Source organism: Streptomyces sp. NPDC056161 (assembly GCF_042268025.1).
Lineage (GTDB): Bacteria > Actinomycetota > Actinomycetes > Streptomycetales > Streptomycetaceae > Streptomyces.
In genome coordinates this window covers 104,412-123,186 of the sequence record NZ_JBHJUV010000010.1, presented here as the reverse complement: position 1 = coordinate 123,186, position 18,775 = coordinate 104,412, and the positions used below count along the sequence as shown (strand labels likewise).

At 72.9% G+C, this 18,775-nt stretch carries 16 protein-coding genes; 8 read left to right on the top strand and 8 right to left on the bottom strand.

Features of this window, described 5'->3' with window-relative positions; translation table 11 throughout:
• Positions 1–203 precede the first annotated feature (203 nt).
• From ACFC09_RS11970 to ACFC09_RS11960, 3 genes are all read right to left on the bottom strand, one after another.
• The gene (locus ACFC09_RS11970) at positions 204–1,463 is read right to left on the bottom strand and encodes a D-alanyl-D-alanine carboxypeptidase family protein (protein WP_376526154.1); all 1,260 of its coding nucleotides are present in this window, start codon (positions 1,461–1,463) and stop codon (positions 204–206) included.
• 403 nt (positions 1,464–1,866) lie between these two features.
• Positions 1,867–2,940: an aldo/keto reductase gene (locus ACFC09_RS11965; protein WP_376526152.1), complete on the bottom strand. Its 1,074-nt coding sequence runs from the start codon at positions 2,938–2,940 to the stop codon at positions 1,867–1,869.
• A gap of 57 nt (positions 2,941–2,997) precedes the next feature.
• A complete protein-coding gene (locus tag ACFC09_RS11960; protein WP_376526150.1) occupies positions 2,998–3,321 on the bottom strand; it encodes a nuclear transport factor 2 family protein in 324 nt (107 codons plus the stop codon).
• Positions 3,322–3,464: 143 nt separating this feature from the next.
• On the opposite strand from ACFC09_RS11960, the gene ACFC09_RS11955 reads away from it, so the two are divergent.
• Together ACFC09_RS11955 and ACFC09_RS11950 are read left to right on the top strand one after the other, a co-directional pair.
• Positions 3,465–4,019: a DoxX family protein gene (locus tag ACFC09_RS11955; protein ID WP_376526148.1), complete on the top strand. Its 555-nt coding sequence runs from the start codon at positions 3,465–3,467 to the stop codon at positions 4,017–4,019.
• 26 nt (positions 4,020–4,045) lie between these two features.
• The gene (locus tag ACFC09_RS11950) at positions 4,046–4,459 is read left to right on the top strand and encodes a MazG-like family protein (RefSeq protein ID WP_376526147.1); all 414 of its coding nucleotides are present in this window, start codon (positions 4,046–4,048) and stop codon (positions 4,457–4,459) included.
• Positions 4,460–4,815: 356 nt separating this feature from the next.
• Here the strand turns inward: ACFC09_RS11950 and ACFC09_RS11945 are convergent, their stop codons facing one another.
• The 3 genes from ACFC09_RS11945 to ACFC09_RS11935 all read right to left on the bottom strand — a co-directional run bounded on the left by ACFC09_RS11945 (position 4,816) and on the right by ACFC09_RS11935 (position 7,698).
• Positions 4,816–5,517, bottom strand: coding sequence for an alpha/beta hydrolase (locus ACFC09_RS11945; RefSeq protein ID WP_376526146.1), 702 nt, complete (start codon positions 5,515–5,517; stop codon positions 4,816–4,818).
• A 177-nt stretch (positions 5,518–5,694) separates the two neighbouring features.
• A complete protein-coding gene (locus ACFC09_RS11940; protein WP_376526145.1) occupies positions 5,695–6,639 on the bottom strand; it encodes an alpha/beta fold hydrolase in 945 nt (314 codons plus the stop codon).
• 84 nt (positions 6,640–6,723) lie between these two features.
• On the bottom strand, positions 6,724–7,698 hold the full coding sequence (locus tag ACFC09_RS11935; RefSeq protein WP_376526143.1) for an RNA polymerase sigma factor: 975 nt from the start codon (positions 7,696–7,698) through the stop codon (positions 6,724–6,726).
• A gap of 480 nt (positions 7,699–8,178) precedes the next feature.
• Between ACFC09_RS11935 and ctaD the strand changes: the two genes are divergently transcribed.
• The 5 genes from ctaD (at position 8,179) to polX (ending at position 16,345) form a co-directional block, all read left to right on the top strand.
• A complete protein-coding gene (ctaD, locus tag ACFC09_RS11930; protein ID WP_376526141.1) occupies positions 8,179–9,867 on the top strand; it encodes a cytochrome c oxidase subunit I in 1,689 nt (562 codons plus the stop codon).
• Between the two features lie 15 nt (positions 9,868–9,882).
• Positions 9,883–10,227: a cytochrome C oxidase subunit I gene (locus tag ACFC09_RS11925; RefSeq protein WP_376526139.1), complete on the top strand. Its 345-nt coding sequence runs from the start codon at positions 9,883–9,885 to the stop codon at positions 10,225–10,227.
• A gap of 218 nt (positions 10,228–10,445) precedes the next feature.
• The gene (locus ACFC09_RS11920) at positions 10,446–11,918 is read left to right on the top strand and encodes an MFS transporter (protein ID WP_376526137.1); all 1,473 of its coding nucleotides are present in this window, start codon (positions 10,446–10,448) and stop codon (positions 11,916–11,918) included.
• A 309-nt stretch (positions 11,919–12,227) separates the two neighbouring features.
• Positions 12,228–14,174, top strand: coding sequence for a glycoside hydrolase family 5 protein (locus tag ACFC09_RS11915; RefSeq protein ID WP_376526136.1), 1,947 nt, complete (start codon positions 12,228–12,230; stop codon positions 14,172–14,174).
• Positions 14,175–14,611: 437 nt separating this feature from the next.
• Complete coding sequence (gene polX / locus ACFC09_RS11910; RefSeq protein WP_376526135.1) at positions 14,612–16,345, top strand: DNA polymerase/3'-5' exonuclease PolX; 1,734 nt, start codon at positions 14,612–14,614, stop codon at positions 16,343–16,345.
• Here the strand turns inward: polX and ACFC09_RS11905 are convergent.
• Positions 16,338–17,333 carry an LLM class flavin-dependent oxidoreductase gene (locus ACFC09_RS11905; protein ID WP_376526133.1) on the bottom strand — a complete coding sequence of 332 codons (996 nt, stop codon included), beginning with the start codon at positions 17,331–17,333 and terminating at the stop codon, positions 16,338–16,340. The two genes, polX and ACFC09_RS11905, sit on opposite strands and share 8 nt — an antisense overlap.
• A gap of 162 nt (positions 17,334–17,495) precedes the next feature.
• On the opposite strand from ACFC09_RS11905, the gene ACFC09_RS11900 reads away from it, so the two are divergent.
• Positions 17,496–17,906, top strand: a complete 411-nt coding sequence (locus ACFC09_RS11900; RefSeq protein ID WP_376526132.1) for a MarR family winged helix-turn-helix transcriptional regulator — start codon at positions 17,496–17,498, stop codon at positions 17,904–17,906.
• Here the strand turns inward: ACFC09_RS11900 and ACFC09_RS11895 are convergent.
• On the bottom strand, positions 17,896–18,747 hold the full coding sequence (locus ACFC09_RS11895; protein WP_376526130.1) for a helix-turn-helix transcriptional regulator: 852 nt from the start codon (positions 18,745–18,747) through the stop codon (positions 17,896–17,898). The genes ACFC09_RS11900 and ACFC09_RS11895 overlap by 11 nt on opposite strands.
• Positions 18,748–18,775: the final 28 nt, after the last annotated feature.

Here is an 18,775-nt window from a genome sequence, read left to right as displayed (position 1 = left end):
TCACACTTGGGGCAACGCAGTTCCGCGGACCACATCGAGGGGGGAGGGGCGGCAGCCGTTCCACCGGGCCCGGGTGGGGGTGGACCTCGCGCAGGCGCGAGGTGCGCACCGGGGGTGGAACGGCTGCCGCGGACGTCGGCCGCCCGGCACCGCTCGACTCGGTTGCGGTGCCGGGCCCTGGCCCGGGGACGACGCCGGTCGGCTCAGTTGCGGTGCCGGGCCCGAGCCCGGGGACGACGCCGGTCGGCTCCGGTTCCGGTCCCGGGCTCGGAGTTCGCTTCGGCCCCCGCCGCCCCCGCCGCCTGAACCGCGGGCGCGGACGCCGCCGACCTGCGGCGGCGCAGCGCCCAGACGCCCGCGCCGAGCAGCGCGACCGTGCCGGCCGCGCCCTCCAGCAGACGCCAGGACGAGGTGCCCTTCGACGTCGCCGCGGCCGCCGACGCGCCCGCGGCGCCCGCGGCGCCCGGCGCCGGCTGCGGGCTCGCCTTCGCGCCGCCCTCGCTGAGCGGGTCGACCAGCACGCCCACCGGCTGCGCCGCGGCGCCCTTCCCGAAACCCCAGTCGAGGAGTGCCGCCGTCTCCTCGTACACGGCGTTGCTGCCGGCCGCCGGGTGCATCACGGTGACCAGCAGGGTGCGCCCGTCCCGGGTCGCGGCGCCCGTGAAGGTGTTGCCGGCGTTGCTGGTGTAGCCGTTCTTCACCCCGATCAGACCCTCGTACCGGTCCAGACCCCACGCGCCCGTGAGCAGTCGGTCGGTGTTCTGGATCTGGAACGTCTCCTTGCCGCCCGCCGGGAAGTCGGCGGTCCGGGTGGCGCAGTAGCCGCGGAAGTCGGCGTCCTTCAGCCCGTGCCGGGCGAAGACCGTCAGATCGTACGCCGACGACAGCTGCCCCTCGTGGTCGAAGCCGTCGGGGCTGACCACCCGGGTGTCCAGGGCTTGCAGGTCCCGCGCCTTGGCCTGCATCTCGGCGACCGTCTTGGCCACCCCGCCGTTCATGTGGGCCAGCACGTGCACCGCGTCGTTGCCCGAGCGCAGGAACACGCCCTGCCACAGTTCCTCGACGGTGTAGGTGATCCCTGGCTTGATCCCGACGAGGCTGGAACCGGACGGGATCCCGGCCAGGTCCTCGTCGGTCACCTTGTGCCTGTCGGTGCGGTCGAACTTGCCCAGCACGGTGTCCGCGAACAGCATCTTCAGCGTGGACGCCGGCGCCAGCCGCCGGTGTGCGTCGTGCGCGGCGAGCACCTCCCCGCTCTCACGGTCGGCGATCAGCCATGAACGTGCCGTGAGCTTCGCGGGCAGTCCAGAGGCCCCGCGGACCTGCACCCCGGAGCGGGCCAGCAGCTCACCGCCGATCACGGCCGGACTCGCGGCGGTCGCGGGGGCGGCGGCGGACAGGGGAAGGGCGGCGGCCGTGAGGCCGAGGGCGGCACGCCGCGTGAGCCGGGAACTTTCGCGCATCCCAGGGACCGTACACGCAGTCCACGGGGCGTCCGCGGCCGAGGAGCCGCATCGAGCCAGGAATTTGCTGTTTTATGAAAATCCCAGTCCGGCACCGTGCTTTCTCAGCCCTCACACATCCTCCGCCCAGGGAGGCTCCTCCCTGGGTTCGGCCGCGGGCACGGCGGCGGCACGGGGCCGGTCGCAGGCACGGGCAGCGGCACAGGGGGGTCGGCCGCAGGCGCGGCGGCGGCTCGGCGGGCGGCCACGGACACGACAGCCGGTCGGCGGTCGGCGGGCGGGCACGGACACGGCAGCCGGTCGGCGGGCGACAGTCGGCGGTCGGCCACGGACACGGGGTGGCCGCAGGCGCGGCGGCGCTCCGTCACGGCCCGGCCGGGACGCGGTGACCCGGCCGGGACGCTCACCTGCCGAGGATCCGGTCGACCTCGGCCAGTTGCCCGGCGGTGAGCGGCCCCTTCACGATGGCGCCGGCGTTCTCCTCCGCCTGGGCGACCGTCCGGAAACCGGGGATCGGCACGGTGCGCGGGCTGCGCGCCCACAGCCAGGCGAGGGCACCCTGGGCGGGCGTACGGCCGTCGCTGGTGAGGACGGAGCGCAGCGCGTCCACGCGGGCGAGCCACCGCGGGTCGGCGCCTGAGCCGTCGCCGAAGCCCGGCAGCCAGGCGGGCGGCCTGCTGCGGATGTCCCCGGCGGCCGGCGGTCCGTGCCGCTTCCCGGTCAGCAGCCCCATGGCCAGCGGGCTGCGGTTGACGCTCGCCAGGTCCGACTCCGCGCACAGCGTCAGGAGTGCGGGTGCGTCGTGGAAGACATTGAGCGTGTGCTGGACGGCCGTGCAGTGCGGGCCCTGGGCGAAGAGGGCGGCGCGGGCCGGGTCGTCGGTGCTCCAGGCGTAGGCGCGGACGAGTCCCTGGGCCACGAACTCCTCGCACAGGTCCCGCAGTTCGGCCGCCCGGCCCGGGTCGGCGTCGGACAGGTGCAGTTGGTAGAGGTCGACGTGGTCGGTGCCGAGGCGGCGCAGTGAGGCGGTGAGCGCGCGGCGGGCGTGCGCCGGGGAGTCGTCGCTGCCGGTGAGGGTGCGGGTGCGTTCGTCGAAGACATTCCCCCACTTGGTGGCGATGACGACGTCGTCCCTGCGGTTGCCGAGCGCACGGCCGAGTGTCCGCTCGCTGTGCCCGGCCCCGTAGACATCGGCGGTGTCGAAGAAGGTGACGCCGAGATCGAGGGCGCGCCGGATCGCCCGAACGGACTCGTCGTCGTCGACCTTGCCCCAGCCGAGCGGCTGCCCCGCGGCGTCGGTCCACTCGCCGCCGATCGCCCAGCAGCCGAAGCCGAGGGCGCTCACCTCGATGCCGCTGCGCCCCAGTGTCCTGGTGAGGGTCCCCGGTGCCCTCGTGGTGCCCGACGTTCCCGACGCCCTCGTGGTGCCCGACGCCGTTGTGGTCCCCGACGTCCTCGTGGTTCCCGTGGTCTCCATGCCGGACGACGCTAGGAGTTGGAGCGCACCCGAGCACAAGCCCTCGCGCCGCCTACGTCATGCCTGTCCCGTCTCGAAGCGGGAGATCCTGCCGTTCTCGACGGTGAAGGACCACCTGGTCCGCATCTCGCCCCACGCGTCGTTGCGGTACCGGGTGACGAGGGAGCGGCCGCCCCGGCACTCCTTGTCGATCTCCATGTGGCCGTTGGAGGAGAAGATCTCCCGGTCGGTCCACTCGTCGAGGTCCCGGTCGGCGCCGTCGTCGGACATGGTGGCGTCCGGGGCGAGGATGTCCATGAAGGCCCGGCGGTCATGGGCGTTGACGGCGGTGACGAAGGCGCGGACCGCCGGATCGCTGAGTTTCGATGTCTGGATCGCCATGCGAGCCACATTCACATCGCTCCCCGGGCCCCGCCACCCGAACGGCCGCCCGGACGGGCTGTCCGACGCCCGCGAATGCGACGGTGGACACCGGGGCAGGAGCCCTGTCCCGGCCGTCGACCTGTCCGCACCGGGGAGTCACCGTGACCTGTTTCGACCGACGTGATCTGGGCCTGCTGCTGCTCCGACTGGGTACCGGCGGCGTGCTGGCCGCGCACGGGACGCAGAAGCTGTTCGGCTGGTTCGGCGGGCCGGGCATCGCGGGCACCGGCCAGGCCATGGAGTCCATGGGCTACGCACCGGGCCGGGCGAGCGCGACGGCGGCGGGCCTCGCGGAGGCGGGCGGCGGTGCGCTGCTGGCGCTCGGCCTGGCCACGCCGGCCGCGGGCGCGGCGGCGGCCGGCGCGATGGCGGGGGCGTCGGCGGTCCACGCGCCCAACGGCTTCTTCGCCCAGGAGGGCGGCTACGAGTTCGCGGCGAGCCTGGGCCTGGCCTCGGCCGGCCTCGCCGTCGCGGGCCCCGGCCGGCTCTCCCTCGACCGCGCCTTCGGTGACGTCTTCAACCGCGGCTGGATGGTCCCGGTGGCGCTCGGGGTGACCGCGGCGGTCACGGCGGCGGTGGTGGGTGCCCGGAACTGCCGGGTGCGGCGGACGGCGGAGGAGGCGGCGGGAGAACAGGAGGCCCTGTTCGAGCAGTAGCCGCCGGCCGTGGCAGGCTGCGGTGCATGACCGATCGGGACACCTCCGCACCCGCGTCCGCGGACCTCTGGACCGCCATCGACGGGCTGTGGGCCTGGCTGGACGCGCACGGCCCGCACGACGGCCCGCACGACGGCTCGCAGACCCTCCTGCTGCGCCTGCTGAAACTGTCGGAGGAGGTCGGCGAGGTCGCCCAGGCGGTGATCGGCGCGACCGGGCAGAACCCGCGCAAGGGCGTCACCCACACCTGGGAGGACGTACAGGCCGAACTCTGCGATGTCGTCATCACCGCCCTGGTCGCCCTGCGCACCCTGACCCCGGACGCCCGCGAGGAGTTCACCCGCCACCTCGCCCGGGTCACCGAACGTTCGCTCGGCCCGGCGCAGGCGGCCCCCGCCGACACCCGGGCCGCCCCCGCCCCGCGGCGGCCGGACGCGTAGTCCCGGGCCGCCGCGGGCGACGGGGGGCCGCCGCCCGTTGGTACGTCTCGTGCGAGCCGCCCCCGGGCACGGTCGTACGATCGTGCCGGCCACCCGTTCAGGCACGGCGACCGGCAGCCGGAACGATCGCGGCGCGCGAGTGGCGCGTCCGGGCGAAAATGCTGTGCGCCGGCGCGAAAGACCCGGTCGATGTCGCACAGCGTGGACCGGGGCGTCGGTCCTGGGAGTGATGGTCCCGGGAGTGTCCCGGGGTGGTGGTCCCGGGGGGCCGGGGGCGCCGTCGGCGGGTGCGCGTCGGTTCGCGGAGGGCGAAGCGGACAGCCCGTCCAGCGGGGCGGGCTGTCGCGGCGTCCGGGCTACGCCTGGTGGGCCGGCCCGTGGGCGGCGGCCAGCTTGATCAGCTCCACCACGGTTTCCGGCCGGGAGACGTAGACGGCGTGGCTGCCGGCGGTCTCACGCACCTTCGCTCCGGCCCGCCCGGCCATCGTGCGCTGGGCCGGCGGCGGGATCATCCGGTCGTCGGTCGCGACGAGGTACCAGCTCGGCCTGGCCCGCCAGGCGGGCTCCGTGACCGCCCCTTCGAGTGCCGCCACACCCCAGGGGACCTGCGAGTCGGCCATGAACCGTGCGTCCTCGGGCGGCACGTCGGCCGCGAAGGACGCCGGGAACTTCTCCCGGTCCAGGAACAGGAAACCGTCCTGGGGCGGCAGGATCGGCGGGACCGGCGCGCCCGGGGCCGGGTGGGCTATCAGACTGGCCACGGACTCGCCCTTGTCCGGCGCGAAGGCCGTGACGTAGACGAGCCCGGCCACCGCCCGGTGCCGACCGGCCTCGGTGATCACGGCTCCCCCGTAGGAGTGGCCGACCAGCACGGCCGGCCCGTCCTGGGCGTCGAGGACCCGGTGGGTGACCTCCACGTCGCCTTCGAGGGAGTGGGTCGGGTTCTGTACGACGCTGACCTTGAAGCCGTCGCGGGTGAGCAGCCGGTACACCCCCTGCCAGCCGGAACCGTCGACGAACCCGCCGTGCACGAGAACGACGTTCTTCACGGTACTCATGTGATTGCTCCTTGTTTGTCGGGTTTGCCGGAAATCTTCCGGGGACCGGGCTAGTTCGCGCCGTTCCCCCGGGCTTCATTCAAATGGCCTGGTTGTCAGGGGTGTTCAGGCGCTGTGGTGCAGGCGGGGGGGGTGTTCGGGGTCCGGGCCGCGGGCGGCACGGGCGAGGCCGGGTGGTCACGCCGTGCCGCCGGCCGTGCCCGTCACGAAGGGGACGACCGCCCGCGCGAAGGCTTCCGGTTCCTCGATGTGGGCGAAGTGCCCGCTGTTCTCCAGGATCAGCAGGTCGGATCCGGGGATCAGCCGGTGCAGTTCCTCCCCCCAGCGCACCCCGCAGATGAAGTCGTACCGGCCGACGACGACGAGGGTCGGCAGGGTGAGTGCGCCCAGGTCCGCACGGTCGTCGACGGCCTTCGGGGAAAGGTTCTCGTCCAGCCCGGAGACGTACGTGCCCCGGAGGCCGGCCCGCAGCGGGCCGAACTCTTCCTGCCGCTCCCAGTAGTCGGCGAAGTACACGGGGAACAGCGCCTTGAGGACGGCCGTCATCCGCGCGTCGTCGGAGATGCCGGGAAGGGCTTGGAAAGTCGCCAGGATCTCGGGGAGTTCGGGATTGCTCCCGTGTCGCGCGGCGAACGACTCCAGTTGGCGCACGGTCTCGGCGTCGTGTTCGGCACCGGTGACCGGCGCGCTGTCGTAGAGGACCATCCCGGCCAACTGCTCGGGGCGGTGCAGTGCGTGGTATTGGGCGACGAAGCCGCCGTGCGAGTGACCCATCAGATGCACCTTCGCGACGCCCAGGTGCTCGATCAGCGCACCGAGGTACCGGCTGTAGCGGGCCCGGGTGTAGCCGTGCGGGTGGGAGGCGAGCCGGCCGGAGTCACCGCTGCCGATCGGCTCCGGGTAGACCATGGTCAGGTGCCGCTCCAGTGCGGGCATCCGCAGGTACTCCCAGAAGATGCCCGGTCCGCCGGGGTGCGCGACGCACACCGGTCCGGTGCCGTGCACGTGATACCGCTGTTCGACTCCGTCGATCTCGACGGTGTGCGTACCGACGGCCGGTGGACGGGCCGGCGAGGGGGAGGCGCCCGGTGCGGGGGCGGGCGGGGTCGGCGAGATGACCATGGGATCTCCGTATCCACAGGTGTGCGAAACACCGACAGGACGCGGGCGTCACGACGAAGTTCGACGCGGATCGTGTGAGGGCGGTCACACCGGAAGGAGTGGGCTGGTGGCCCGGTAGGGCTTGGGGTGGAACAGGCGCAACCGGTGCACGCGGCCGGCGGGGTCCAGGGTCATCAGCCAGGCCACCGCGGGCGGACAGTGCTCGGGCCGGTCGGCGGGGTTGCTGATGTCCATCTCCCAGACCACCAGCGACCGGCCGGCGACGGCGTGCACGAGCCGCTGGCGCACCCCGGCCTCGACGTCGCTGTCCATGGATCGCACCAGCAGGCCGTGGCCGCCCACCGGGTCGTTCCCCCGTACCAGGGCGACCTCGGGGGACCAGCGCTCGGCGAGCAGGGTGCCGAAGGTTCCGCGTTCGGCGGCGGCCAGCGTCTCGTGCGCCTCGGCCCGGGTGGCCCGGGTGCGCTTCGCGGTGTCGCCGTGCGGGGCGTCCGCCGTGGCGGCGAGGGCCGTGGCGAGCTTGGCCCGCCCCTGGCTGAGCCGGCTGCGGACGGTGCCGACCGGTACCCCGCAGACCTCGGCTATCTGCTCGTAGGACGTGACGATGGTGCTGAAGTGGCGCAGCACCAGTGGCAGGCGCAGGGCGGGGGTCAGTTCCTCGATGGCCTCCCAGATCCAGTCGCGCATCGTGTGCCGCTCCAGCAGCCGCTCCGGACCGGCGTCCGTGGCGGGCAGGTCCAGCGCGTCGAGCGGCCGGACGGCGAGGGAGGCGGAGCCGCGCAGCAGGGAGCGGGCGGCGTTGCGCACGATCATCCGCAGCCAGGCGCCGACCGCGCCGGGCTCCCGGACGTCGCCCACGCGCCGCAGCGCGGTCACGGCCGCGTCCTGGACCACGTCGTCGACGTCGGGTCCCGGTCCCAGGATGCTCAGCGCCACCGCGCGCATGCCCGCCCTGTGCCGCTCCAGCAGCAGTCCCAGGGCCGTGACGTCACCCGCCTGTGCGGCGCGGGTGAGCGCCGCGTCCTCGATGCGTGCGGCCTCGTCCGGATTCCGGCTCATGGGATGTGCCCCTCCCAGCGTCTCGCGTCGTGCCCGGTGACCGTACTGTGCGCGGCCCGCGGACGCCACGGCCGCCCCGGACGGACGACCGGTCGGACGGACAACCGGCCCGGACGGGCGGGCGACGACGGAGGCGACCGCCGTCCCGGACCCGGCCGGTCCGACCCAGGACGTCGGTGCCCGGGGGCCGCCCGGCCGCGACCCGTTGACCCCGACGGGCGGCCCGCTGCCCCCGGCCCGCGCCCGGCTGCCCCCGACCGGCGCACGGCCCGGCCGTGTCGAGCGGGCATCGGCGGGCGACAGGCGTCCGCGGCGCGGGGTCGGCCGGACGCCGGGACTGCTCCATTCGCGTACGAGTGTCACGCGAACGGCCGTATGTCGGCCGCTCGGCGTATCAGCCCTGTCTCCGTTCCACCAGGATGCCCGGTGACAGACGACGTCGCGGAGCGGGCGCGGATCCCGTGCCAGGAGCACAGAGCCTTGAGCATTCTGAACCAACCGAGCGGACCGGTCAGCGTCTACGGCAGTGAACTGCCGGTCCGGCGCAGCAGCCCCGGCAGCGTCGTGGTGAAGTGGCTGACGACCACCGACCACAAGACGATCGGCACGCTGTATCTGCTGACGTCGTTCGCGTTCTTCCTGTCCGCCGGTGTGATGGCGCTGGTGATGCGCGCCGAACTGGCAAGGCCGGGACTACAGATCGTCTCCAAGGAGCAGTTCAACCAGGCGTTCACCATGCACGGCACGATCATGCTGCTGCTGTTCGCGACGCCGCTGTTCGCCGGTTTCGCGAACTGGATCATGCCGTTGCAGATCGGCGCGCCGGACGTGGCCTTCCCCCGGCTGAACGCGTTCGCCTACTGGCTCTACCTGTTCGGCGGGCTGATCGCGGTCGCCGGCTTCCTCACCCCGCAGGGCGCGGCGGACTTCGGTTGGTTCGCGTACTCCCCGCTCTCGGACGTGATCCGCTCACCGAGCGTCGGCGCCGACCTGTGGATCATGGGTCTGGCGCTGTCCGGTTTCGGCACCATCCTCGGCTCGGTCAACTTCATCACCACCATCGTCTGCATGCGCGCCCCCGGCATGACCATGTTCCGCATGCCGATCTTCTGCTGGAACGTGCTGCTGACCGCCTTCCTGGTGCTGCTCGCCTTCCCGGTCCTGGCGGGCGCGCTGCTGGTGCTGGAGGCCGACCGCAAGTTCGGCGCCCACGTCTTCGAGGCGGCCAACGGCGGGCCACTGCTGTGGCAGCACCTCTTCTGGTTCTTCGGCCACCCCGAGGTGTACATCATCGCGCTGCCGTTCTTCGGCGTCATCTCCGAGATCATCCCGGTCTTCGCCCGCAAGCCGATGTTCGGGTACATGGGTCTGATCGGCGCGACCATCGCGATCGCCGGGCTGTCGCTGACCGTGTGGGCGCACCACATGTACGTCACCGGCGCCGTGCTGCTGCCGTTCTTCTCCTTCATGAGCTTCCTGATCTCGGTGCCGACCGGGGTGAAGTTCTTCAACTGGATCGGCACCATGTGGAAGGGCTCGCTCTCCTTCGAGACGCCCATGCTCTGGTCGGCGGGCTTTCTCGTGACCTTCCTGTTCGGCGGTCTGACCGGGGTCATCCTCGCGTCGCCGCCGATGGACTTCCACGTCTCCGACTCGTACTTCGTGGTGGCCCACTTCCACTACGTGGTCTTCGGCACCGTGGTCTTCGCGATGTTCGCCGGATTCCACTTCTGGTGGCCGAAGTTCACCGGCAAGATGCTGGACGAACGCCTCGGCAAGATCACCTTCTGGACGCTGTTCGTCGGCTTCCACGGGACCTTCCTGGTCCAGCACTGGCTGGGCGCCGGGGGCATGCCGCGCCGGTACGCCGACTATCTGGCGACCGACGGCTTCACCGCACTGAACACCGTCTCGACGATCGGTTCGTTCCTGCTCGGTCTGTCGATGCTGCCGTTCCTCTACAACGTGTGGCACACGTCCAGGTACGGCAGGCAGGTCGGCACGGACGACCCGTGGGGCTACGGCCGTTCGCTGGAGTGGGCCACCTCCTGCCCGCCGCCGCGGCACAACTTCCTCACCCTGCCGCGGATCCGCAGCGAGTCCCCGGCGTTCGACCTGCACCACCCCGAGATCGCGACGGACGAGGCGCGGATGCACGGCGTGCTGTGACCGATTGAGGACCAAGTGGGCGAACTGGCACCGCAGGGCACGGACGGCGAACTCGCGAACCAGGTGGAGGGTTACCTGCTGTGGCAGGCCAGGATCGCGGAGGCGGAGCGGCGGGCGCAGGAGTTCGCCCGCCCGCTGGACTGGCTGACGACCGCGCAGCGCGCGCAGATCGAGCAGCGCCACGTCTCGGACAGCCTGCAACGGGCCCGGCAGGACCTGGAACGCGTAGCGGCCCGGTGCGCGTCCCTGCGCGCCGAGTACGAGAGCCGGTACCGGCGGCTGCGGCGGCGCTGCCTGGGCCTGACCCTGACCGTGTGCGCCGCGCTCGCCACGCTGGCCGCCCTGCTGTCGGCCCTCTGACACCGCGCCCCTCGCCCCGTCCCTCGTAGGTCCGTCCGTAAGTCCGTCCGTAGCTCCGTCGGCGGGCGTCCGGCACCGCCCACCGATCCGTCGGCGTACGCCCGGCCCGTCGTCCCGCCCGCCGCCCGCAGGCGGCGGCCCGCACACCGCACCACGACGACATCCCTCTGCCCCGGACTCCCGTCCGCCCCGACGCGCTCCTTGGCCTGGTGAGGACCATGACCACCGAGACCACGCCGACGACCGACTCCTCCGACCGGGCCCTGCCGCTGGGCGAAGCGCTCGACGACGCGGCCACCACTCGCCTGCACGTCCTGTTCTGGCTGCTGGCCGGTCTCGGCATCATGCTCGACGGGTTCGACTTCTTCGTGATCGGGGTCGCCAACCCGCTGATCTCGCACGACTTCCAGGTGAGCGCCGCGCAGAAGGGGCTGATCTCGGCGGCCGCCATCGTGGGCTCGATCTTCGGTGCCGCGCTGCTGGGACCGCTGGGCGACCGGATCGGGCGGAGCCGTATCTTCCGCGTCGACCTGTGGATGTTCGTCGTCTTCTCGCTGCTGTGTGCGGTGGCGTGGGACGTCTGGTCGCTGACGGCGTTCCGCTTCGCGCTCGGTCTGGCGGTCGGCCTGGACTACCCGATCGCGGCGAGCTACCTGGCGGAGATCCTGCCCTCGAAGAACCGCGGCAAGTGGCTGGTGGCCGCGTTCAGCCTGCAAGCCGCGGGCATCCTGCTGGGGGCGGTGGCGGGCGTGGTGATCCTCCAGCTGCGGCCGGAACCCGACTCCTGGCGGATCCTGCTGGGGTTCGGGGCGCTGCCTGCCCTGTTCATCATCTGGCTGCGCCGCAAGGCGCCGGAAAGCCCGCGCTGGCTGGCGCAGAACGGGCGGGAGCGGGAGGCGCGCGAGGTCGGCAGGCGGCTGGCGGGTGTCCCGGTGCGAGTGACCGACGCCGACCGGCTGCGGCAGGAGGCACCGCCCGAGGGACTGCGGGCGTTCATCCAGCCGCGGCTGTTCTCCGCCCGCTGGCGCAGGCGCACGATCTTCGCCTCGGTCCCCTGGTTCCTGATGGACATCGCCACCTACGGCGTGGGCATCTTCACGCCCACCCTGCTGGCCTCGTTCTCCGTGGCCGGGCCGCACGCCACGTTCATCGACGAGGACATCGTCTCCACCACCGGCACGGCCGTGCTGGACGTCTTCCTGGCCGTCGGGTTCGGTCTGGCGATCGTGCTGGTGGACCGGGTCGGCCGGATCCCGCTCCAGCTCACGGGATTCGTGGTGATGGCGCTGGCGCTGTGCGCCCTGGCCTTCGCGGGCCGGCTCACCGGCGGTGCCGAGGCCCATCTCCTCCTGGTCTTCGCCGGCTTCGGAGTCTTCAACACCTTCATGAACCTCGGGCCCAACGCCACCACCTTCGCACTGCCCGCCGAGGTGTTCCCGTCCGAGATGCGCACCGCGGGCCATGGTTTCGCGGCCGGCTGCGGAAAGCTGGGCGCCGCCCTGGGGACCTTCCTCTTCCCCGTGCTGCTGTCCTCCGTCGGGGAGAGCGCCCTGTTGTACGGGGTGGCCGTCGCCTGCGCGCTCGGCTTCGTCGTCACCCTCGCCTTCCGCGTCGAGACCCGCGGCCGTCCCCTGAACGAACTCTCCGGCGCCGAGGTGACGGCCATCACGCCCCGCGTCACCCCGCCCTGACGGCCCGGTCGCCCGGCCGTCCGCCGCCCGGCGCGGGGGTGCGCCGCCCTCGCCGGGCGGCGGACGGACAGACCGGCAGACGGACGGACGAGCGGGCCGACGGACAGACCGGCAGACGGACGGGCGGACGGACGGGCGGACGGGCGGACGCGCATCAGGTCCCGCCCGGACCATCCCCGCGGGCCCCGCCCTCCCGCTACGCTCGCGTCCAGACCGCACCGCGCCACACCGCCGGCCGGGACCGCGCCTTCGCCCCGGCGGGCACCCGCACCGCCTCTCCCCTGCCCCTCTCCCCTCCACAGAGGCCCCATGCCGACCCGTCGATTTGACCCGTACCTGACATTACCAACATTATTGACATCACTGTCGTCAGTGGCGGCGTTCCTCCTGCTGCTGACCACGGCACCAGGGGCGACCGCCGCCCCCGCACGGCCCCCCGGCGGCCCGACCGCCTCGGCCCCCGCCCCCGCGGCCGCGACCTGGCAGCCGCCCCTGTCCACCCGCGGCCGGTACGTGGTCGACGCCGAGGGCAACCGCTTCCGGCTGAAGTCCGCCAACTGGGACGGCGCACAAGGCTCCTGGACCGGCAGCGGAAACGCCGACGACCCCGCCGACCACCACGCCGGCCAGAATTCCCACAACATCCCCCTCGGCCTGGACCGCACCCCGCTCCCCCGGCTGCTCGCCGACTTCCACCAGCTCGGCATCAACAGCGTCCGGCTGCCCTTCTCCAACGAGATGATCCACGCGACGACGCCCGTGCCGGACGCCGCCGTCGCGGCCAACCCGCAGCTGCGCGGCAGGACACCGCTCCAGGTCTTCGACGCCGTCGTGGCGGCCCTCACCGAGGACGGGTTCGCGGTCATCCTCAACAACCACACCAACACGTCCCGCTGGTGCTGCGGACTCGACGGCAACGAGCGCTGGAACAGCAGCCAGTCCATCCAGCAGTGGGCCGACGACTGGGTCCTCATGGCCCGCCGTTACGCCGACGACCCCAGGGTGGTGGGCGCCGACCTGTACAACGAAGTACGCCGGGACGTCCTGGACGACCCCAACTGGGGCCTGGGCGACGCCCACGACTGGTACGCCGCCGCTCAGCTGGCGGCCGACCGCATCCTCACCGAGGCCAACCCCCGGCTCCTCATCGTCATCGAGGGGATCAACTGGACCGGCCTGCCCGTCGACGGACTGCCGCACGGCCGGCCCATGCTCACCCCGGCCCGCACCCTCTCGCACACCCTCGTCACCAGCCACAAACTGGTGTACTCCGCCCACTTCTACGGGTACACCGGCCCCCACCACAGCGGCGCCACCGGCATCGGCGAGACCCACGACCCGCGCTACCAGGACCTCACCCGCGACCAGCTCGCCCAGGCCCTGTACGACGAGGCGTTCTTCGTCTCCGAGGAGGCGGACCAGCACTTCACCGCGCCCGTGTGGGTCAGCGAGTTCGGCGCGGGAGCGAACGAGACGGGTGCCGCCGCCCGTACCTGGTTCGGCAACATCACCGACTACTTCGCCGACCACGACGCCGACTTCGCGTACTGGCCGCTCGTCGGGTGGGAGGGCCACGACGACTGGGCCCTGCTGCGCTACGACACCGCGGGCGGCCGGCACGGCATCCTCGACGGGTCCGACTGGCGCAACGCCGGTTGGAACCGGCTGATGACCGCCCCGAGCCGCACCGGATCCGTCGCCCCGGTAGCGGGCTGGAACATGCTCAGCACCGACCACGGCGACCAGGTGCAGTCGCTGCGGGTGCGCGCGGGCGGCGACTGGGACGTGGGCGCCTCCAAGGCCGTCTGCCCCGACGGCCAGCGGCTGATCGGCATCGGCCACAGCAGTGGTCGTGGGCTGTGCACGGACGTCGGCGTGGGCGACCTGCGCGCCGCGGGCACCGCGCAGACCACCGTCACCGACGAGCGGCACGTCCCGGCGGGCGGCGACTGGGCCTCGGGCTACACCAAACTCCAGTGCCCGGACGGGAACTTCCTCATCGGGTACAGCCACCGTGGCGGCCGGACGTCGGCCGCCCTGTGCGTGCCCGCCCGCGTCCCGCTCGGCACCACCGGACGCACCGTGTGGTTCGACCGGTCCGACAACCGTCCCGCGAACCCGGCGGGCGGCGACTTCGCCCACGGCGACTACAAGGGCCAGTGCGCCGCCGACGAGTACGCCGCCGGCATCGCCTACACCACCCGGCTGGGCGCCGGCCAGGGCCCCGACGCCCTGCTGTGCCGGAAGCTCACCTGAACCGCACCCGCACCGCGCCGGCGCGCGGGAGCCGCGCCGGTCGGCCGTCGACCGGCGCCGGGCGGCAGGCGGCAGGCGGCAGGCGGCAGGCGGCAGGCGGCAGGTCGGTGTACGGCGTCGCCGTCGGCGCGTGCGGGTCGGCCGGCGTGCGACTGCTGTGCGCCGGCACCGGCACCCGCTTCCGTAGGCACCCGCTTCCGTAGGCACCCGCCTCCGCACGTACCCGCCTCCGTACGGGACCCGCCCCCACACGGCGCCACCGTCGGCGCGGGCCGCGGCGGCCCGCTCGGCACGCCCGGCACCGCCCGCCCACCCGGCGGTCTGCCGGAGCGTGGCCGCCTGCCCGCGCAGCCCCTCCCGCGCAGCCCACGGCGGCCCGTGCCCCGGTCCGGGGCAGTCGCAGGAATGAACCGGCCGTTTCTGCCTACTCCGAAGACATGGCTCGATCCAACGACGAGGTCGCGGCGCTGTTCCAGGAGTACGCGGACCTCATCTCGATCACCGGCAAAGACGCCTTCAAGGCGCGCGTCTACGAGAAGGCCGCGCGTGCGATCGGCGGGTACCACGCCGATGTGTCCACACTCGACGCCAAGGGGCTCCAGCAGATCCCTGGGGTCGGCAAGTCGATCGCGGAGAAGGTCACCGAGTACTTCCGCACCGGCGGGGTGGCCGCGGTGGACGAACTGCGCGCGAGGATCCCGGCCGGCGTCCGGCAGCTCACCGCCATCCCCACGCTCGGCCCGAAGAAGGCCCTGGCCCTCTACGAAGAGCAGGGCATCGCCTCGGTCGACGAGCTGGTCGAGGCGATCCGCGCCGAGAAACTGCGCGGTCTGAAGGGCTTCGGCCCCAGGACGGAGGAGAACATCCTCCACGGCGTCGACCTCCTCAGGTCCTCCGGCGACCGCGTCCTGCTCGACGTGGCCATGGGCCTCGCCGACGACATCACCGGGGCGCTGTCCCGGGTGACCGGCTGCGACCGCTGCACCTACGCGGGGTCCCTGCGCCGGATGCGGGAGACCATCGGCGACATCGACGTCCTCGTCGCGGCCGCGGAGTCGGGCCCGCTGATGCAGGCGTTCACCGAGCTGCCGTACGTCACCGAGGTCATCGCGCACGGCCGGGCCAAGACCTCGGTACGCACCGCCAGGGGGCCGGCCGTCGACCTGCGGGTGGTGCCGCCGGACTCCTGGGGCGCGGCGTTGCAGTACTTCACCGGCTCCAAGGCGCACAACATACGCACCCGGGAGCTGGCCGTGCACCAGGGGCTGAAGCTGTCCGAGTACGGCCTCTTCGACGTCGAGAGCGGGGAGAGGGTCGTCTCCGAGACCGAGGAGGAGGTCTACGCCCGGCTCGGGCTGCCCTGGATCCCGCCGACCCTGCGCGAGGACCGGGGGGAGATCGAGGCGGGCCTGCGCGGCGAGCTGCCGGAGCTGGTGGTGGAGCCGGACCTCCGGGGAGACCTGCACACGCACACCGACCTCACCGACGGGCTCGCGCCCCTGGAGGAGATGGTGCGGGCCGCCGCCGCCCGCGGCTACGCCTATTACGCGATCACCGACCACGGGCCGGACCTGTCCATGCAGCGGATGACCGAGGAGCGGATCCTCGCCCAGCGCGAGCGGGTGCGGGAGCTGGACGGCGCCCATGGCAAGGGGCGCGGCATGCGGCTGCTGCACGGCGTGGAGCTGAACATCGGTCCGGACGGCGACGTCGACTGGCCCGGGGAGTTCCTGGCCGCCTTCGACGTGTGCGTGGCCTCGGTGCACTCGCACTTCAACCAGCCGCGCCGGGCACTGACCCGGCGGCTCGTGCGTGCCTGCGAGAACCCGTACGTCCATGTCATCGGCCACCCCACCACCCGCGTCCTCGGCAGGCGGCCACCCGTCGACGTCGACCTCGACGAGATCTTCGCCGCGTGCGCGCGCACGGGCACGGCCCTGGAGATCAACGCCCACCCCGCCCGGCTGGACCTGCGCGACGAGGACATCGTGCGGGCCCACCGCCACGGAGTGAGGTTCGCCGTGGACAGCGACGCGCATTCCGTCCCCGACCTGGCCAACATGCGCTACGGCATCGGCACCGCGCAGCGCGGCTGGCTCACCAAGGACGATGTGATCAACACCTGGCCGCTGACCCGTCTGCGGCGTTTCCTGCGCAAGGGGCTCAGCTGACGGTGCCCGTGCGGGCCGCGGTGATGAACGCCTCCAGTTCGCGGGGGATGTCCGGGCCCATGGGCTGGTAGAGGATCTCGGTGATGCCCTGCTCGCCGTACGCGGCCAGGCGGTCCGCCACCTGTGCGGCCGAGCCGGTGACCGTGGTGGTCGGGATGGCGGCCCAGCTGCCGGCCGCCCAGGCGGCCCGGTCGGCGGTGTTGAGGGCGACCAGGTGGTGGTCGTGGACCGCGAGGTGCCTCTCCCGCTCGGGCACCTGGCTGATCACGTCCAGCCATTGCCGTCCGCCGGGCAGGGCGGTCACGTCGCCGCCGAACTCGTAGGCGAGGTGGTAGGCGAGCGCGTTGCCGGGGCCGACGGCGTCACGGACCCGGGGCGAGTCCAGGGCCTCGCCCTCCGCCAGCACGGTGCCGTGCAGACCGAGCGCCGCCCAGTCGAACTCCTTGGCGTGCTTGGTCTCCTCGTCGATGCTGAACAGCCCGTCGGCCAGCTCCTTCGCGACGGCGATGCCCTTGGGGCCGACCGCCGAGATCAGCACGGGCACCTCGATCGGGCGCGCCGGGGCGGCGCCCGCCGGGTGCAGCATGCGCAGCCGGGCGCCCTTCCAGTCGGTGGTCTCGCCGCGCAGCAGAGCCCGGAAGACACGGACGTACTCGGCGAGATCGGCCCAGGTCGTGGACTTGGCGCCCATGGCCCGAGCGCCGGTGAATCCGGTGCCGAAGGCGACGGCGACCCGCCCCGGTGCCAGCGCGGACAGCGCGGCGGCACCCGAGGCGTTCACCATCGGATGGCGCAGTCCGGGCACCAGTACACCCGGGCCCAGGCCGATGCGCTCGGTGCGCTCCGCGGCCAGCGCCAGCGCCATCCACACGTCCGGACCCTGCTGCGGCGTGTCGAACAGCCACGCACGGTCGTAGCCCAGTCGCTCGCCGACGGCGATGTGCTCGGGCGAGTCCAGAGAGGTCGCGAACTGGCAGGAAATCCTCATGAGCCGTCCTCGTTCGGTCGAGCCTGTGAAATCGAGTCGCGCCCCGAGCCGCCCCGAACCGCATGCCGGGGTCCGCGTCGGACACCGAGTCGGACTGTGGGCGGAACATAAACTCAGCATCTTTATATAAGACAGTTTAGTCAATGTCGTAGAATCGCGCCCATGCACGGTGATCCGCAGGCCCTCGGCAGGGCGGTCAAACAGGCCCAGTACCGTCAGCAGCGGGCGCTCGACACCAAGCTGGCTGCGGTGGGCACGACGCTCGCCCAGTGGGAGGCGCTGCGCGCGATCAGCCGTGCCCCCGGGGCTTCGGCCCGCACGCTGGCCACGGCCTGCTTCCAGAGCGAGCAGGCGTTCGGCACGCTCGTGGGCCGTCTGCTGGCCCAGGGCCTGGTCGAACGGCGGCCGGGCCACGGCCGGCGCAACGAGCACCGGCTGACGCCCCTGGGCGAACAGGTGCTGGCCGCGGGCGACGAGGCCGCCGACGAAGTGCTCGCCGCCTGGTTCGCCCCGCTGTCGGACGCCGAGCGCGCGGCCCTGTCCGACCTGCTCCGGCGCCTGGTCACCGAGTGACGTCCATGCGCTGGGTGCCGATGACCGACAGCAGCCGCAGCGCCTCCTCGGAGCGCGAGCCGGGGGTCGCGGTGTAGATCACGACCTGCTGGTCGCGGTCGGCGATGTCGAGGACGTCGCAGTTGACGGTGACCGGGCCGACCAGCGGGTGCTGGAAGGTCTTGATCAGGGCGGGCGCCTCGGACACGTCGTGGGACTCCCACAGCCGGGTGAACTCCGCGCTGCCCGCGAGGAGTTCACCCACCAGCTCGGCCACCTCCGGATCGTCCGGGTACCGGCCGGCCGCCGCGCGCAGGTGCCGTGCCGACATGCGGGCGAACCCGTCCGCGTCCGACACCCCGTACAGCCGGTGCCCCGGCGGGTGCGGGCCGAGGAAGACCCGGCGCACGAGGTTGCGGTCGCGTCGCGGCAGCGCGGAGAAGTCCTCCATGAGGGCTGCCGCCAGATCGTTCCAGGCCAGCACCTCCAAGGAGGCCGACATCACGGTCGCCGCGGCCTGCGGCAGCCGGTGCAGCAGGTCGAGGATGCTGCGCCGTACCTCGCGCGAGGGACCGGTCGGCGGGAGCGGCGGCACACCGGCGAGGTGGTGGAGGTGGGCGCGCTCGACGTCCGACAGCCGCAGCGCCCGCGCCAGCCCGGCCAGCACCTCGCGCGACGGGCGCGGGGCACGGGCCTGCTCCAGCCGCGCGTAGTACTCGGTCGAGATGTACGCCAGCTGCGCCACCTCCTCGCGTCGCAGCCCCGGGGTGCGGCGCCGCGGCCCCGCGGGCAGCCCCACGTCGGCGGGGCTGATCCGCTCGCGCCTGCTGCGCAGAAAGGTCGCCAGTTCTCGTCGGTCCACGCCCCCAGTGTGGACACACGGCGTCCGG

Excerpts from the sequence above, each read along its gene's own strand:
- ACFC09_RS11970 (WP_376526154.1), bottom strand. The coding sequence starts at position 1,463 with ATGCGCGAAAGTTCCCGGCTCACGCGGCGTGCCGCCCTCGGCCTCACG.
- ACFC09_RS11965 (WP_376526152.1), bottom strand. The coding sequence starts at position 2,940 with ATGGAGACCACGGGAACCACGAGGACGTCGGGGACCACAACGGCGTCG.
- ACFC09_RS11960 (WP_376526150.1), bottom strand. The coding sequence starts at position 3,321 with ATGGCGATCCAGACATCGAAACTCAGCGATCCGGCGGTCCGCGCCTTC.
- ACFC09_RS11950 (WP_376526147.1), top strand. The coding sequence starts at position 4,046 with ATGACCGATCGGGACACCTCCGCACCCGCGTCCGCGGACCTCTGGACC.
- ACFC09_RS11945 (WP_376526146.1), bottom strand. The coding sequence starts at position 5,517 with ATGAGTACCGTGAAGAACGTCGTTCTCGTGCACGGCGGGTTCGTCGAC.
- ACFC09_RS11940 (WP_376526145.1), bottom strand. The coding sequence starts at position 6,639 with ATGGTCATCTCGCCGACCCCGCCCGCCCCCGCACCGGGCGCCTCCCCC.
- ACFC09_RS11935 (WP_376526143.1), bottom strand. The coding sequence starts at position 7,698 with ATGAGCCGGAATCCGGACGAGGCCGCACGCATCGAGGACGCGGCGCTC.
- ACFC09_RS11920 (WP_376526137.1), top strand. The coding sequence starts at position 10,446 with ATGACCACCGAGACCACGCCGACGACCGACTCCTCCGACCGGGCCCTG.
- ACFC09_RS11915 (WP_376526136.1), top strand. The coding sequence starts at position 12,228 with ATGCCGACCCGTCGATTTGACCCGTACCTGACATTACCAACATTATTG.
- polX (WP_376526135.1), top strand. The coding sequence starts at position 14,612 with ATGGCTCGATCCAACGACGAGGTCGCGGCGCTGTTCCAGGAGTACGCG.
- ACFC09_RS11905 (WP_376526133.1), bottom strand. The coding sequence starts at position 17,333 with ATGAGGATTTCCTGCCAGTTCGCGACCTCTCTGGACTCGCCCGAGCAC.
- ACFC09_RS11900 (WP_376526132.1), top strand. The coding sequence starts at position 17,496 with ATGCACGGTGATCCGCAGGCCCTCGGCAGGGCGGTCAAACAGGCCCAG.